16 protein-coding genes are annotated in these 16,035 nt (G+C 39.3%); 9 read left to right on the forward strand and 7 right to left on the reverse strand.

The features are described 5' to 3' along the window. Positions 1–16 precede the first annotated feature (16 nt). From sucC to cysB, 5 genes are all read left to right on the forward strand, one after another. Positions 17–1,186 carry an ADP-forming succinate--CoA ligase subunit beta gene (gene sucC, locus DV428_RS04645; RefSeq protein WP_114908849.1) on the forward strand — a complete coding sequence of 390 codons (1,170 nt, stop codon included), beginning with the start codon at positions 17–19 and terminating at the stop codon, positions 1,184–1,186. Beyond that, positions 1,186–2,067 (forward strand): succinate--CoA ligase subunit alpha, encoded by an 882-nt coding sequence (gene sucD, locus DV428_RS04650; protein WP_053465323.1) that lies wholly within the window; start codon positions 1,186–1,188, stop codon positions 2,065–2,067. The genes sucC and sucD overlap by 1 nt, the downstream gene beginning before the upstream one ends. A gap of 120 nt (positions 2,068–2,187) precedes the next feature. Beyond that, the gene (locus DV428_RS04655) at positions 2,188–2,811 is read left to right on the forward strand and encodes an L-threonylcarbamoyladenylate synthase (protein ID WP_005638700.1); all 624 of its coding nucleotides are present in this window, start codon (positions 2,188–2,190) and stop codon (positions 2,809–2,811) included. A gap of 47 nt (positions 2,812–2,858) precedes the next feature. Further along, positions 2,859–3,932 (forward strand): 23S rRNA pseudouridine(2605) synthase RluB, encoded by a 1,074-nt coding sequence (gene rluB / locus DV428_RS04660; protein ID WP_005626292.1) that lies wholly within the window; start codon positions 2,859–2,861, stop codon positions 3,930–3,932. A 10-nt stretch (positions 3,933–3,942) separates the two neighbouring features. After that, positions 3,943–4,914 (forward strand): HTH-type transcriptional regulator CysB, encoded by a 972-nt coding sequence (gene cysB, locus DV428_RS04665; protein WP_114908850.1) that lies wholly within the window; start codon positions 3,943–3,945, stop codon positions 4,912–4,914. Between the two features lie 56 nt (positions 4,915–4,970). On the opposite strand, the gene DV428_RS04670 is transcribed toward cysB, so the two are convergent. The 3 genes from DV428_RS04670 to prmB form a co-directional block, all read right to left on the reverse strand. Beyond that, positions 4,971–5,363 (reverse strand): hypothetical protein, encoded by a 393-nt coding sequence (locus DV428_RS04670; RefSeq protein ID WP_053465326.1) that lies wholly within the window; start codon positions 5,361–5,363, stop codon positions 4,971–4,973. A gap of 112 nt (positions 5,364–5,475) precedes the next feature. Then, complete coding sequence (locus tag DV428_RS04675) at positions 5,476–6,540, reverse strand: MFS transporter (RefSeq protein WP_114908851.1); 1,065 nt, start codon at positions 6,538–6,540, stop codon at positions 5,476–5,478. Positions 6,541–6,643: 103 nt separating this feature from the next. Beyond that, positions 6,644–7,588 (reverse strand): 50S ribosomal protein L3 N(5)-glutamine methyltransferase, encoded by a 945-nt coding sequence (gene prmB / locus DV428_RS04680; RefSeq protein WP_065249751.1) that lies wholly within the window; start codon positions 7,586–7,588, stop codon positions 6,644–6,646. A gap of 129 nt (positions 7,589–7,717) precedes the next feature. Between prmB and smrB the strand changes: the two genes are divergently transcribed. After that, the gene (gene smrB, locus DV428_RS04685) at positions 7,718–8,221 is read left to right on the forward strand and encodes an endonuclease SmrB (RefSeq protein WP_114908852.1); all 504 of its coding nucleotides are present in this window, start codon (positions 7,718–7,720) and stop codon (positions 8,219–8,221) included. A 90-nt stretch (positions 8,222–8,311) separates the two neighbouring features. Here the strand turns inward: smrB and pta are convergent, their stop codons facing one another. Then, a complete protein-coding gene (gene pta / locus DV428_RS04690; RefSeq protein WP_114908853.1) occupies positions 8,312–10,447 on the reverse strand; it encodes a phosphate acetyltransferase in 2,136 nt (711 codons plus the stop codon). Between the two features lie 67 nt (positions 10,448–10,514). Then, the gene (locus DV428_RS04695) at positions 10,515–11,720 is read right to left on the reverse strand and encodes an acetate kinase (RefSeq protein ID WP_114908854.1); all 1,206 of its coding nucleotides are present in this window, start codon (positions 11,718–11,720) and stop codon (positions 10,515–10,517) included. A 220-nt stretch (positions 11,721–11,940) separates the two neighbouring features. Here DV428_RS04695 and yfbV point away from each other — a divergent pair, with 220 nt between their 5' ends. From yfbV to purF, 3 genes are all read left to right on the forward strand, one after another. After that, entirely contained in the window at positions 11,941–12,384 is a 444-nt protein-coding gene (gene yfbV / locus DV428_RS04700; RefSeq protein ID WP_114908855.1) for a terminus macrodomain insulation protein YfbV, read from the forward strand. 86 nt (positions 12,385–12,470) lie between these two features. Next, positions 12,471–12,962: a CvpA family protein gene (locus tag DV428_RS04705; RefSeq protein WP_114908856.1), complete on the forward strand. Its 492-nt coding sequence runs from the start codon at positions 12,471–12,473 to the stop codon at positions 12,960–12,962. A 10-nt stretch (positions 12,963–12,972) separates the two neighbouring features. Further along, a complete protein-coding gene (purF, locus tag DV428_RS04710) occupies positions 12,973–14,490 on the forward strand; it encodes an amidophosphoribosyltransferase (protein ID WP_114908857.1) in 1,518 nt (505 codons plus the stop codon). 65 nt (positions 14,491–14,555) lie between these two features. Here purF and DV428_RS04715 read toward each other — a convergent pair whose 3' ends face one another. Beyond that, entirely contained in the window at positions 14,556–15,446 is an 891-nt protein-coding gene (locus DV428_RS04715; RefSeq protein WP_114908858.1) for a TIGR01777 family oxidoreductase, read from the reverse strand. Next, positions 15,446–15,901 carry a transcriptional regulator ArgR gene (gene argR / locus DV428_RS04720; protein WP_114908859.1) on the reverse strand — a complete coding sequence of 152 codons (456 nt, stop codon included), beginning with the start codon at positions 15,899–15,901 and terminating at the stop codon, positions 15,446–15,448. The genes DV428_RS04715 and argR overlap by 1 nt, the downstream gene beginning before the upstream one ends. Positions 15,902–16,035 lie beyond the last annotated feature (134 nt).

Raw genomic sequence — 16,035 nt, forward strand, 5'->3', positions numbered from 1 at the left:
AAAAAGGACGTCGCGAATGAATTTACACGAATACCAAGCAAAACAACTATTTGAGCATCATGGATTACCCGTAAAAAATGGGGCGGTCTGTCAATCTATTGATGAAGTAGATTTGGTACTTGCTCAACTTTCAGGCGATAAGTGGGCGGCGAAATGCCAAGTTCATGCTGGTGGGCGTGGTAAAGCAGGTGGCGTTAAATTAGTGCGCGATGTAAAGGAAGCAAGCTCTTTTGCAGAAAAATGGCTAGGGCAACGTTTAGTCACTTTTCAAACGGATAAATCGGGTCAGCCAGTAAACCAGATTTATTTTGAAGAAACTTGCGATATTGATAAAGAATTTTATTTAAGTGCGGTTGTTGATCGCGCCTCTCAAAAAGTGGTGTTTATTGCTTCTCCTGCTGGTGGAATGAATATTGAAGAAGTTGCGCAAAATTCACCGCACTTACTCCATAAAGTAACCATTGATCCTTTATTTGGAGGATTGCCTTATCAAGGCCGTGAATTGGCGTTTAAATTAGGGTTAAGTGGTGCGCAAAACAAACAGTTTACCGATATCTTTATGGGCTTATCTCGTTTGTTTTTAGAAAAAGATTTATCTTTAGTGGAAGTCAATCCACTTGTTCTAACTAAACAAGGCAATTTGGTTTGTCTAGACGCCAAAATATCTGTTGATGATAACGCTTTATTTCGCCATAAAGATCTCTTAGCACTGCAAGATTTAACTCAAAATGATGCTCGTGAAGCAGAAGCTGAAAAATTCCAGTTAAACTATGTGGCTTTAGAGGGCGATATTGGTTGTATGGTAAATGGGGCGGGGCTGGCAATGGGCACCATGGATATTGTGAAACTCTATGGTGGGAAGCCTGCGAATTTTCTTGATGTGGGTGGTGGTGCAACGAAAGAACGGGTTGCTGAAGCGTTCAAAATCATTTTAACCGATCCTTCCGTTAAAGTGATTTTAGTGAATATTTTTGGGGGCATTGTTCGTTGTGATTTGATTGCTGAAGGCGTGATTGCTGCAGTAAATGAAGTGGGCGTGGGAGTGCCAGTGGTTGTGCGATTAGAAGGTACCAATGCTGAAATCGGTCGCCAAATTTTAGCGGAAAGCGACGTTAATATTCTTACCGCACACAGCTTACAACAAGCCGCAGAATTAGCCGTGAATGCAGCAAAAGGAGAACACTAATGGCGATTTTAATTGATAAAAATACCAAAGTGATTTGCCAAGGTTTTACTGGTGGACAAGGGACTTTTCATTCTGAACAAGCATTAGCCTACGGAACGCAATTAGTCGGTGGCGTATCACCAAATAAAGGTGGAACCACGCATCTTGGTTTGCCTGTATTTAATACGGTTCGTGAAGCTGTCGAAAATACGGGGGCTACGGCGACAGTCATTTATGTGCCAGCACCATTTTGTAAAGATGCCATAATTGAAGCCATTGATGCAGGGATTCAGTTAATTGTCTGCATAACTGAGGGCATCCCTACATTGGATATGCTTAAGGTGAAACAAAAATTAAATGAAACAGGCGTTGTGATGATTGGGCCAAATTGCCCGGGAGTAATTACACCTGATGAATGTAAAATCGGTATCATGCCGGGACACATACATAAAAAAGGCAAAGTGGGGATTGTTTCTCGTTCTGGTACTTTAACGTATGAAGCGGTAAAACAAACCACCGATGAAGGCTTTGGACAATCGACTTGTGTGGGTATTGGTGGAGACCCCATTCCAGGCTCTAGTTTTATTGATATTCTCGAAAGATTTCAGCAAGATCCCGAAACTGAAGCCATTGTGATGATTGGCGAGATCGGCGGTTCCGCAGAGGAAGAAGCGGCAACCTTCATAAAAGATAACGTCACTAAACCAGTAGTTGCCTATATTGCGGGTATCACTGCGCCAAAAGGTAAACGGATGGGACATGCGGGGGCCATTATTAGTGGGGGAAAAGGCACTGCCGCAGAAAAAATTGCAGCGCTTGAGGCCGCAGGTGTGACCTGTGTAAAAAGTCTCGCTGAAATTGGTGCAGCCTTGAGAAAGGTATTAAAATCATCTAAAAATTAACCGCACTTTAGTTTGACAAGGCGTAGATTGACTCTCTACGCCTTTATTTTTATATGCTCGCCATTATAAAGTGAGCGCAAAACTGCTATAATCAGCGCACACTTTTTAAGGAAGAAACACATGAGCCAATTTTTCTATATCCATCCTGAAAATCCACAAGCGCGCTTGATTAATCAAGCCGTAGAGATTTTACAAAAAGGCGGTGTGATTGTGTATCCGACGGATTCGGGATATGCCTTAGGCTGTATGATGGGCGATAAACATGCAATGGATCGTATTGTAGCGATTCGTAAATTGCCTGAAGGACATAATTTTACGTTGGTGTGTAGTGATTTGTCGGAACTTTCAACTTACGCAACAGTGAGCAATACCGCTTATCGTTTGATTAAAAATAATACGCCAGGGCGTTATACTTTTATTCTTACTGCAACGAAAGAATTACCGCGTCGTTTAATGACATCAAAACGTAAAACCATAGGTTTACGCGTACCAGATAATAAGATCGCTTTAGATTTACTTTCAGCCTTAGGTGAGCCGATTTTATCTTGTTCGTTAATGTTGCCAGGTGAAGAACATACTACGCAATCTGATCCTGAGGAAATTCGAGATCGTTTGGAACACCAAGTCGATTTAATTATTCATGGTGGATATTTAGGGCAAGAGCCTACAACAGTGGTGGATTTAACGGAAGAATCACCAGTGATTTTGCGCGAAGGAAGTGGAAGTACTGCTCCTTTTATTTAACTTATAGACGCTTGTGAAAGCGACCTTTCCATTATTTAAGGAAAACAATGAAACCTAGTCAAAAACAAACCCAAAGACAACCGCACTTTTCCAAAGATTCAGCAAAGAAAAGTGATTTTTCAGCTAAAAATGATAGACGTTCAGTATCTCGTACTGCTCGCGTAGAAACGACAAATACGAAAAAAAGTGCGGTTAATTCTGACAACAAATTTTTATCTAAGCCAAAAGCGAAACCTGTTGTAAAAGCCTCTAATCAACCTAAAGCAGAGGGCGAAAAATTACAGAAAGTTTTAGCGCGTGCTGGACAAGGCTCTCGTCGTGAAATTGAAACGATGATTGCCGCAGGCCGAGTGAGTGTAGAGGGTAAAATTGCGACTTTAGGCGATCGTATTGACGTACATTCTGGCGTGAAAGTGCGTATTGATGGCCAAATCATTAATCTTAGCCACGCACAAAAAGAAATTTGCCGCGTGTTAATGTATTACAAACCTGAAGGCGAACTTTGTACGCGTAGCGACCCAGAAGGGCGAGCCACTGTGTTTGATCGTTTGCCGCGTTTAACAGGCTCTCGTTGGATTGCGGTGGGGCGTTTAGATATTAATACATCGGGTTTATTACTTTTCACTACTGATGGTGAGCTGGCAAATCGCCTAATGCACCCAAGTCGTGAAGTGGAACGTGAATATTCTGTGCGTGTATTTGGTCAAGTTGATGATGCAATGTTAGCGCGTTTACGTAAAGGCGTTCAGCTTGAAGATGGCCCTGCTAATTTTAAAGAAATTAAATTTACAGGCGGTGTGGGTATTAACCAATGGTATGACGTAACCTTGATGGAAGGACGTAACCGTGAGGTTCGCCGTTTGTGGGAATCACAAGGGATCCAAGTCAGCCGCTTGATTCGTATTCGTTACGGAAATATTAAACTGATGAAAGGTTTGCCTCGTGGTGGCTGGGAAGAAATGGATCTTGAAAACGTCAATTACTTGCGTGAACTTGTGGGATTACCAGCTGAAACCGAAACGAAATTAGATGTTACACAGCCACGTCGTCGTCCAAAATCAGGACAAATTCGTAAAGCGGTAAAACGTTATTCTGAACTGAGCAAACGTTATAAAAAATAAGGACTTTTTTATGAAAATGCAGCAACTGCGCTATATTGTTGAAATCGCTAACCATAATTTAAATGTAACTGAGGCGGCTAATGCGCTTTATACATCACAGCCTGGAATTAGTAAGCAAGTGCGGTTGCTGGAGGATGAATTAGGTCTAGAAATTTTTGAGCGTCATGGCAAGCATATAAAATCAATTACGCCAGCAGGGAAAAAGATTATTTCGATTGCACGCGAGTTACTTGTTAAAGCGCAAGGTATCCGTGCCGTTGCCGATGAATATACTCAGCCAAATCATGGTGTATTACGTATTGCGACGACAAATACTCAGGCACGTTATATGCTGCCAAGTGTGATTGAACGTTTTTCTAAAAAATATCCTGATGTGAGTTTGCATATTCACCAAGGTTCGCCAACACAAATTCATGATGCATTAATGTCAGGTGAAGTGGATTTGGCGATTACTACCGAAGCGCCTTATTTATTTGATGATTTGGTTCAGATTCCATGCTATTGGTGGAATCGTGCAGTGATTGTTACGCCCGAGCATCCGCTTGCCAAAGTGAAAGAATTGACGATTGAGGAATTAGGTAAATATCCGCTTGTGACCTACACTTTTGGTTTTACAGGTGTTTCTGACTTAGATTACGCATTTAATAGCGCAGGAATTTTGCCGAATATAGTCTTTACGGCTACCGATGCTGATGTTATTAAAACTTATGTGCGCTTAGGCTTAGGAGTGGGCATTATGGCATCTATGGCTCATACGCCATCAGATACAGATCTTGTGGCAATTGATGCGAGTCATTTGTTCCGCCCGAGTATGACGAATATTGCATTTAAACATAGCACGTTCTTACGTAATTATATGTACGATTTCATGGAATATTTTTCACCGCACTTAACTCGTAGTGTCGTGGAAAAAGCCGAGCGTTTGCGTGATAACAATTCAGTGAAAAAATTATTTGATAACGTGAAATTAGACGTTAGATAAATTAATTGTTGAAATTAAGTGATAGAGAAAAGGACGTTAAACGTCCTTTCTTACTCTTATTGTTCATTCTGATTTTGAAGTTTTTCTTGTTTTGAATGATAAAAATAAAGATATATTAAACCAATTGGTGCAATAAAAATTGAGAATATAAAACAAATCGCCATTGTGATTAGTTTTGTTACAAGCATTAAAGGTGCATTAACGAAAAAAACATTATCACCTAAAATATATTCGATAATACTTTCATAAACGAATCTAGAATAAGGATATAATAATAAGCAGATTAATCCTAGGATTGCATTTGTTACAAGAATAGATATTTTCCCAGTGTGATTATATCCGTTATAGCTTATAGCAACTATAAATATAAAGAATATTAAACCAAATAGAAATTGTCGAGTATAGTAAGCTTTTGATAATCCACCAAGTGTCTTAGACAAAAATGACATGGTATCTCCTTATTCTTGAATTTATAGTCTCCCTCAGTCTAACTTACATCGTAAATAAGTGCAATTTATTTATGTATAAAGGTGTATTGTGCATATTTGATTAATGCACTTGTTACAATAAAAATAAATGTGGTACCAAGTTCATGACGATCACTGTCGCGATAGAAAGTAATAATCTTGATGCGCCAAAAATAAAACCACGATTAGTGCCATTATCAAATTTCACTAATAAGTTTGCCATCGCCGTGAGGGCATACACTTCAATGACTGTAAAAATGACAAGATAGGCATAGGCGGAAAATACGGAAAGATAACGTAAAGTGATAAACCAAGGTACGATAATTCCAATAGCCAACAGAGGGGCAACCCATGCTGCTTGTCTGATCGTTAAATTAATTTTTCTGGAAAAATAGCTTTGTAATAGCACGGTGAGTAAGCCGTTGCCAAATAGTGCTATCGGCGAATGTTCAGGCATGCCAAGTTTATTGTTAAATAAAAAAGGAAAAATGACAAAGAAAGAGCTCGCAATGGCAAGAGGTAAAAAGAGCATTAAATGCACCATGAGAAATTCTTTTGTAATAATTTCTTTGATTTGTGTAAAGCGAAATTTTACCAACGTTTGTAAGGTTTGAATTTGATAGAAAGGCTTCACCATTAAGGCAAATAATATGGCTTCCATTGAAAAACAGACCCAAATGAGTAAGTCGATATGTTCGTATTTAATAAATGGAATGACTAAAAGCGGCGCAAACATAGATGACATGGAGGTCACTTTTAGATATTTCCCTTGCAAGCGCGTTTTTTCTTTGTATTCATCCCCAGCCAGCACAAGTAAGCAGGCTTTGGCATTGGTTCCAAATAAGCAACTACCTAAACCAAAACAAGTGGTCGCAATAAGGAGCAATAAATAATTATCTGCTGCGAGAAAGAAAATATAAGCTATTACATCTAAAAAACAGCCGAGCAACATCATTTTGGCTAAACCATAACGATCGCCCCAAATACCGGCAAGAATGGAAAGGGCTTGGTTTGAGAAAAAGAGTAGTGATAAGGAAAAGGCAATTTCGCTGTTGCTCAATCCTTTACTTTGTAGATAAATCAGAAATACCGTTTGCACAGAAAAAAATGCAAGGGTGGAAAAGAAACGCCGAGTAAGTAAAAGTTTTTGTAAATTCATAGAGTCAAATGATAAAAAAGAAAAGCACGCGTTGAATAACGCGCGCCGTGAATTTTATAAGTGCGGTTGAAATTGATATTAAAATTTTACCGCACTTGAAAGATTAAAACAGATCGTGATATTTCACTAAATCTTTACGCTGAATAGCAAATACGCCTAGTCCGCCATTTTTAAGCTCTACCCATTCAAATGGTACATCTGGATATTGCTCAATTAAGCTCACCATGCTATTGCCCACTTCACACACCAACACGCCATTTTCAGTTAAGTAATCTGGCGCTTGTTTTAAAATTTGTTTGGTTATGTTTAAGCCATCATGACCAGAACCTAAGGCTAACTCTGGTTCAAAATGGAATTCTTCTGGCATATCGGCGAGATCTTCTTCGTCCACATAAGGTGGATTGGTCACGATAAGATCGTATTTTTGTCCCAAAATATTTTCAAATAAGTTTGATTGAATCGGGAATACGCGATGTTCTAATTGATGGCGTGAAATATTGATCTCAGCGACATTAAGTGCATCAACTGATAAATCGACAGCATCTACTTCCGCATTTGGGAAAGCATAAGCACAAGCAATGGCAATACAGCCACTGCCTGTGCATAGATCGAGAATATGATTCGGCTCTTGTGAAATTAAATCTTCAAAGCGATCTTGAATTAAAGCACTAATTGGAGAACGCGGAATAATGGTTCGTTCATCGACATAAAATTCGTGACCGCAGAACCAAGCACTATTTGTTAAATATGCCACCGGTACGCGTTGTTCGATTCGGGTTAATACAAGTTGAACTAAGGTTTCTTTTTCAGATGGGGTTAATCGACTGTTAAATAATTCGGTAGGTAAATCAATCGGTAAATGTAAGCCACTTAAAACGAGTTGCAGGCTTTCATCCCAAGGATTATCGTGCCCTTGCCCGAAGTAAATATCGGATCGATTGAGAATGCTATACGTCCAACGCAGAAAATCTTGGATGGTTTGCAGTTCGTTTGCAACATTATCTTCCAAGATAGTTGCAACTAATTCTTGGTTATGTGAGGTTTCCATCGCATTTCTCCATAAAAGTGAGTAGAAAAGTTAGCATAAAATTCGGTATGAAAATTTGGCGTAGTTATACCACAGATGAGAATGTAGAACTATGATATGATACGCAAAATTTGAAATTAATGAGAAAAAATGCAAGACGAATTTGATTTATTCCGTGCGGAAACCAAAGGCATTAAGCCAATTAAACAAGATACTTTTGTTACCCCTCGTCAAAAACGTGATCAGAAAAAAATAGAATTGAAAGAATTACGAGCGAAAGAAGATACATTGTTCTATTTTTCTGATGAATATGAGCCGTTACTGAATGAGCATGATGGCGTTGTGAAATATTTACGTGATGGGGAAGATTCCCATTTATTAAAACAACTTCGTCGTGGAGATTTTTCGCCAGAATTGTTTTTAGATTTACATGGTTTAACCCGTGAACAAGCTAAGCAAGAATTAGCCGCACTTTTACTGGCTTGTGAAAATGAGCATGTTGATTGTGCCAGTATAATGACGGGCTATGGCACCTTTACATTGAAAAAACAAATTCCACGTTGGCTAGTACAACATCCTAAAGTGCGGGCATTACATCAAGCGCCAAGAGAATGGGGCGGTGAAGCCGCAATTTTGATTTTGGTTGATTTGTAAAAAAACGTTATAAAAAAACGTTATAAAAAAATACCGCACTTTTACTGCCAGTGGCAAAGTGCAGTATTTTCTTTTATGTTTTTACTTGAACTATTGTGTCGCTTGAATTGCGGTTAAGGCAATTGTGTACACAATATCATCAACTAAGGCACCGCGAGATAAGTCATTGACTGGTTTGCGCATACCTTGAAGCATTGGGCCAATAGACACTAAATCTGCAGAACGTTGTACTGCTTTGTAAGTGGTGTTACCAGTATTTAAGTCAGGGAATACGAATACTGTTGCTTTACCTGCTACTGGTGAATTTGGTGCTTTAGAGCGAGCTACATCTTCCATCACAGCCGCATCGTATTGTAATGGGCCGTCGATTAATAAATCAGGGCGTTTTTCTTTCGCAATACGAGTTGCTTCTTTCACTTTTTCTACATCAGCACCGCTACCAGATGTACCCGTTGAGTAAGAAATCATCGCGACTTTTGGATCAATACCAAATGCTTTCGCTGAATCCGCAGATTGAATTGCGATTTCAGCAAGTTGTTCTGCAGTTGGATCTGGGTTTACCGCACAGTCACCATAAACAAGTACTTGATCTGGTAATAACATAAAGAAGATAGAAGAAACAATTGAACTACCTGGTGCAGTTTTGATGATTTGCATTGGTGGGCGAATGGTGTTTGCAGTCGTGTGAACGGCCCCAGATACTAAACCATCCACTTCATTTGCTTCTAACATCATGGTACCAAGCACGACGGTATCTTCCAATTGTTCACGAGCAGCAGTTTCAGTCATACCTTTAGCTTTACGTAATTCAACTAAACGAGCAACATAGTTTTCACGAACATCTGCTGGGTTAATGATTGTAATGCCTTTACCTAATTTAACACCTTGTGCTTCTGCAACACGTTGAACGGATGCTGGATCTGCTAAAAGCACACATTCCGCAATGCCACGTTCTGCACAAAGTACGGCAGCTTTGATGGTACGAGGTTCATCACCTTCAGGAAGCACAATGCGTTTTTTCGCAGCACGAGCAAGTTCGGTCAATTGGAAACGGAATGCTGGCGGGGATAAACGACGTAAACGAGTAGAATCCGCAACTAAGTTATTGATAAAGTCAGCATTAAAGTGTTGGCTAGTGTATTGTTTGATGTTTTCAATACGCTCTTTATCATCAACGGGTACTTCAAGATTGAAGTTTTGTAAATTTAATGCTGTTTGCCAGGTGTTACCTTCAATACGGAAGATTGGTAATTTTGCTTTTTCAAAAGCCGGTTGGCAAAGTTTATTGATTTGAGCATCAATTTTGTAACCACCAGTTAATAAAAGGCCACCGATTTCAATACCATTTGACGCTGCAAGAGCGGCTGCCACAAGTACATCTGGACGATCTGCTGAAGCGACTAATAAGCTACCTGCACGGAAATGCTCAACCATATTTGGTAAACTTCTTGCGCAGAAAGTGATACCACGGATACGACGGTTAATATCTCCTTCAGTGATAATGGATGCACCTAAGTATTTCACTAAATCGATCGCACGTGTTGCGATTAAATCTGCAGACCAAGGCACACAAGCTAATAATTTGATTGAGCTATTTGCAAATAATTTGCTCACTTCTGCTTCACATGCATGGCTATGTTGGAATGAATCAAAAATTTCAGCAAGATCAGGGCGTGTACGACCAGATTCATCAACGGGTGCATTAAATTTGTTTACAACTACGCCTAAAAGATTTGGATTGTTTTTACCACCAAATAGAGAGGCTGCAGCTTCTACACGATCTTTTAATTCGGTTGGGGTTTCAGTTGCAGGTGCTGCAACTAATACGATTTCAGCATCTAATGCTTGTGCAATTTCATAGTTGATGCTATTTGCGTAACCGTGTTTTCTTGTTGGAATTAAGCCTTCAACCACAACAATATCGTTGTTTTTAGTTAATTGTTGGTGATTTGCCACAATTTTTTCTAACAACACATCTGATTGATTTTGACCGATTAATGATTCAGCAACGCTTAACATAAACGGTTCAGAAGTTTCAAGGGTAGTGCTGGTGCGAATGATAGAGGTTGTACGATCCAGTTTATCTTCACCTGTGCTTGGTTGAGAAACAGGTTTCATAAAACCAACTTTTGCGCCTTTTTGTTCAAGAGAATGGATTAATCCCAGACTAATGCTAGTTAAACCCACGCCTGTGCTTACAGGGATAAGGATAATCGTGCGAGACATAGTTAAACCTTAATGTATATATGTTATAAATAAAAACTGCCGAAAAATTCGGCAGCTTGTTGTTAAATTAGAAACAAAGTTTCGCGGTATCTTGTGCGATAACTAATTCTTCGTTAGTTGGAAGAACAATCGCTTTAAATGCTGAATCATCAGTGGTGATTACGCCATCTTTACCGAAGCGTGCCGCAAGATTGCGGTCGTGATCCACTTTAATACCAAATAATTTCAAGTGATTTAATGCCAATTCACGAACGTGTGCTGAGTTCTCACCAATGCCACCAGTGAAAGCAATCGCATCTAAGTGATCATCACCTAATACAGCCATATAAGCACCGATATATTTCGCTAAACGATAGCTGTATACATCTAAAGCGCGTTTTGCTTCTGGTTTAGATGTGTCATCGTAGTTATCTTCAGCATAACGGCAGTCGCTTGTTACTTCAGTTAAACCTAAAAGACCAGATTTTTTCACTAAAGTCTCTTCGATTTGTTCCATAGACATACCTAAAGTTTTGTATAGGTAGAATACGATTGCAGGGTCGATATCACCACAACGAGTGCCCATGACTAAACCTTCTAACGGAGTTAAGCCCATTGATGTATCGATACATTTACCGTTACGCACAACAGAAACAGAACCACCATTACCTAAGTGACAAATAATCGTATTGACTTGGTCTGCAGGTTTACCTACATATTCAGCGACTTCACGAGAAACGAAGTAGTGGCTAGTACCGTGTGCACCGTAGCGACGAACGCCATGTTCTTTATATAAAGAGTATGGAAGGGCATAAAGGAATGCTTCTTCAGGCATGGTTTGGTGGAATGCCGTATCAAAAACTACCACGTTTTTATCTTTTAAGTGTGGGAATGCGTTGAATGCTTCGCGAATACCGATTAAGTGTGCTGGATTGTGAAGTGGCGCAAATTGTGCAGCATCTTCAATACCTTTAACGACTTCATCCGTTACGATAACTGATTGGGTGTATTTTTCACCACCATGTACGATACGGTGACCAATTGCCGCGATAGAGTTTTTAAGCTCATCTGTCATGATATTAGACGCGATAAAGTTAAGTGCTTCTGTATGAGCTGCGCCTGCACCTAAATCTGCGTTACCTTTCTCACCATTGAGTTTCCATTTGATACGAGCTTCTGGTAAGAAAAATGCTTCCGCTAAGCCGGATAATTTTTCTTCACCTGTTGCAGGATCAAGAATTGCAAATTTTAGTGAAGAACTACCACAGTTAAGGATAAGAACAAGTTTTGACATGGGAACCCTATATTTGATTAAAGTTAATGGAAATCCATCTTGTAGATAGACTGAAAAAATCTGGCATAGGATACACCTTTTGCTAAACAAAATAAATTCATCCGAGCATAAAAAGACAACGATTTATGGAACTTTTTGAAAAATTAAACTTTTTCAGTAAGGTGACAATTTCAGGCAAACTGGGGTATGATAAGTGCGGTTGTTTTTTAAAGGTGTTTTTATGGCATTTTTTTCCATTTTAAAACAGGGACAGATTTATCTTAATACTTGGCCGCAGGAGGCTAAGTTAGGGGTTATTTTCCCTGAAAACCGCATTATGAAAGCCACGAATTTTGCACAAAAATTCATGCCCTTTGTTGCTGTATTTGCAGTGGTGTGGCAACAGATTTATGCAAAAAATGATTTGATGGCCTTTTCTATTGCAATTTTGACCGCACTTTTTGCCTTGCTTATTCCTTTTCAAGGTCTTTATTGGCTTGGCAAGCGTGCGAATTCGCCATTAGAAAATCAAAGTGCGGTATGGTTTTATGATATTTGCGAACGCTTAAAACAACGACATGAACCCTTGCCTTTTGTGCAAGATCAACCGACATACCAACATTTAGCAGAAGTCTTAAAGAAAGCTCAAAGCAAATTTGAACGTGCTTTTTGGCAGGAAATTTAGTTTACGCAAACGTTTTCTTTTTAGCTTTATTTTTGTAGAATACCTCGGTCGTTTTAAACGGCCGTTTTTCATTGAGAGATTTTTTAATGATCGATTACATTATTATTGGCATTATCGCTTTTTCCATTCTTGTCAGTTTATTACGCGGTTTTGTGCGCGAAGTGCTTTCACTCGGTAGCTGGGTTGTAGCATTTATTGTAGCAAGTCAGTTCTATCCTTATCTTGCCGCTTATCTTACGCAAATTGAATCAATGTATATTCGTAATGGAACCGCAATCGGGATTTTATTTGTACTGACTTTAATCGTGGGTGCCATAGTAAATTATGTGGTTAGTCAATTAGTAGATAAGACGGGTTTAAGTGGCACAGATCGTGTGTTAGGTGCGGCTTTTGGTTTAGTGCGCGGTGCACTGATTGTGGCTGCGTTATTATTTTTCATGGATACCTTCACCAATTTTGAACAAACTGATTGGTGGAAAGAATCTCAATTAATACCGCACTTTGGTTTTATTATTGAATGGTTCTTTCAACAACTTCAGGCGAGTTCAAGTTTTTTAAATTCAACGCTTAATCAATAAGGAACACAAAATGTGTGGTATTGTCGGTATTGTTAGCCAAAGTCCGGTTAATGAATCTATTTATGCAGCATTAACTCTTTTGCAACATCGTGGGCAAGATGCTGCGGGCATTGTGACGCTTGACGATGAAAATCGTTTCCGCTTACGTAAAGCTAATGGTTTAGTGAGTGATGTGTTCCGTCAAGAGCATATGCTACGGTTGCAAGGAAATGCTGGATTAGGGCATGTTCGCTATCCTACAGCGGGGAGTTCTAGCGTCTCAGAGGCGCAGCCTTTTTATGTGAATTCTCCCTATGGTGTCACTTTGGTGCATAACGGCAATTTAACCAACTCAGTGGAGTTAAAAGAAAAAGTCTTTAAAACAGCTCGTCGCCATGTAAACACGAATTCAGATTCCGAACTTCTTCTTAATATTCTCGCCAACCATCTCGATCATATTTCTCAAGCTTACCTTGACCCACAAGATATTTTCTATGCCGTTCGTAAAACTCATAACGATGTTCGTGGTGCTTATGCTTGCTTAGCGATGATTATTGGGCATGGTATGGTTGCGTTTCGTGATCCTTTGGGTATTCGTCCTTTGGTGTTGGGTAAACGTGAAGAAAATGGCAAAACCGAGTATATGTTTGCCTCTGAAACAGTAGCCTTAGATATTGTGGGTTTTGATTTTGTTCGCGATATTGCCCCAGGTGAAGCCGTTTATGTGACGTTTGATGGCGAGCTTTATTCGCAACAATGTGCCGAAAGTGCGGTGTTAAATCCTTGTATTTTTGAGTATGTTTATTTCGCACGCCCAGATTCAACAATTGATGGCGTCTCTGTTTATGCTGCACGTGTTCACATGGGCGAAAAACTCGGACAAAAAATTGCAAAAGAATGGGCAGATGAAATTGATAATATTGATGTGGTGATTCCTGTTCCTGAAACTTCCACAGATATTGCGTTACAAATAGCTCGTGTACTAGGGAAACCTTATCGCCAAGGATTTGTGAAAAATCGCTATGTTGGTCGTACGTTTATTATGCCTGGACAAGCACAGCGTATTAGTTCTGTTCGTCGCAAATTGAATACCATCAAAGCTGAATTTAAAGATAAAAACGTCTTATTGGTGGACGATTCTATCGTTCGCGGTACAACCTCTGAGCAAATTGTTGAAATGACTCGCTCAGCTGGCGCGAAGAAAATTTACTTTGCCTCTGCAGCCCCAGAAATTCGTTATCCGAATGTATATGGTATTGATATGCCGAGCCGCGATGAATTGATCGCTTACGGTCGAAATGTTGATGAAATTGCGCATTTGATTGGCGTTGATAAACTAATTTTCCAAGATTTGACCGCACTTACCGAATCTGTTCAATTAGAAAATCCAGCTATTCGAGGGTTTGATTGTTCAGTGTTCACAGGCGAATACATTACAGGTGACATTACGCCAGAATATTTAGAGAAAATCGCAAGTCAACGGAACGATAGTGCAAAGAAAAAACGTGAAAAACAAGCATCTAATCTTGAAATTTATAATGAACAATAAATTGAGATAAGGCTAGAGATTTAGTCCGATAAAAATCACTGCATTAAAAAAGTGCGGTGATTTTTTTATTTGTTTTTTAGGATATCTTTTAGATAGTTTTCGCAATCAGAATATCGAAATTGGAATCCAGCGTTGAGTAATTTTTCAGGCACAACGTTTTGGCTTTCGAGTAATAGATTCGCTCGTTCGCCAAGAATGAAATGTAATAGCCATTTTGGAATGATTGCAAAGGCAGGGCGCTTTAATATTCCAGCCAAAGTGCGGTTAAATTTATGCTGTTTTATGGGATTCGGGGCGGTGAAGTTAAATGAGCCTTGGCACTTTGAATGATCGAGTAAAAATAAAATGCCATTGACCATATCTTCCAAAGCAATCCAGGGAAAATATTGCTCCCCATTGCCCAGTTTACCACCAAGTCCCCATTTATATAAAGGCAATATTTGAGCAAGGGCGCCTCCTTTCTTAGAAAAGACCATACCTGTTCGAATCAAACAAACCCTCCCATTAGCTTGTCGCGCAATATTTTCCCAATCTTGGCATAATTGTGCGGTGAAAGTTTTTGCGGTTTTGCTTGTTTCGGTAATTTTTTGTTCGTCTTGATCGCCGTAAATTCCAGTCGCTGAACCTGAAATAAAAATAGGGTGTTGCTGATATTGATTAATGAATTTAACCAGTTGGCTAGTGAGGCTTAAACGACTTTCTCGTAAAATAGATTTCTGGTTTTTCGTCCAAGCTTTATGAAAAATCGGCTCACCAGCAAGATTGATAATGGCATCAAACTGTTCTTGTAAATCTAGTTGGGAAAGTGCGGTAATAAATTTGATGTTTTTTTGTTTTGAGATAGTGTACGGCGTACTTGAGCGCGTTAAGATCGTTACTTGTTCATTGCGTAAGCAGAGTTGTTCAACAAGTGCTTTGCCGATAAGTCCCGTGCCTCCAGTTAATAAGATGTTCATTACAACGCGTTTTCAAATAAACGTTGAACATTTTTGAGTAAATCGACAATTTTTGTACCACGCGTTGGTGTGATAAAAATTGTGTCATCGCCAGCGATAGTGCCTAAGATGCCTTCTGATTTTCCAATTGAATCGAGCAAGCGAGCGATGAGTTGTGCCGCACCTGGAGAAGTCTTAATGACAATTAACATATCATTGTAATCAACGTCTAATACAAGATTTTTTAATGGGCTACTGGTATTAGGAACGCTTAATTCACCCGGTAAGCAATAGATCATTTCCATTTTGGTATTACGGGTGCGAACAGCACCAAATTTGGTGAGCATTCTTGATATTTTTGATTGATTAATGCCTGTAAAGCCTTGTTTTTTTAAGGCATCGACAATCTCACTTTGAGAGCCAAAGCGTTCTTGATTGAGTAATTCTTTAAAAGCGCGAGTTAAATTGTCAGTCATTTTATTTTTCAATAGTCAAAAATTTGCATAAGAATTGCATAAAAATTCATTTCCATCAACTTGAATGTGAATAAAACCAAAGAGAAGGAAAAAATTACCTCAGAAATGTGAACTAGATCATAGAATGATATTTC

This window comes from Haemophilus haemolyticus (assembly GCF_003352385.1).
GTDB lineage: Bacteria > Pseudomonadota > Gammaproteobacteria > Enterobacterales > Pasteurellaceae > Haemophilus > Haemophilus haemolyticus_I.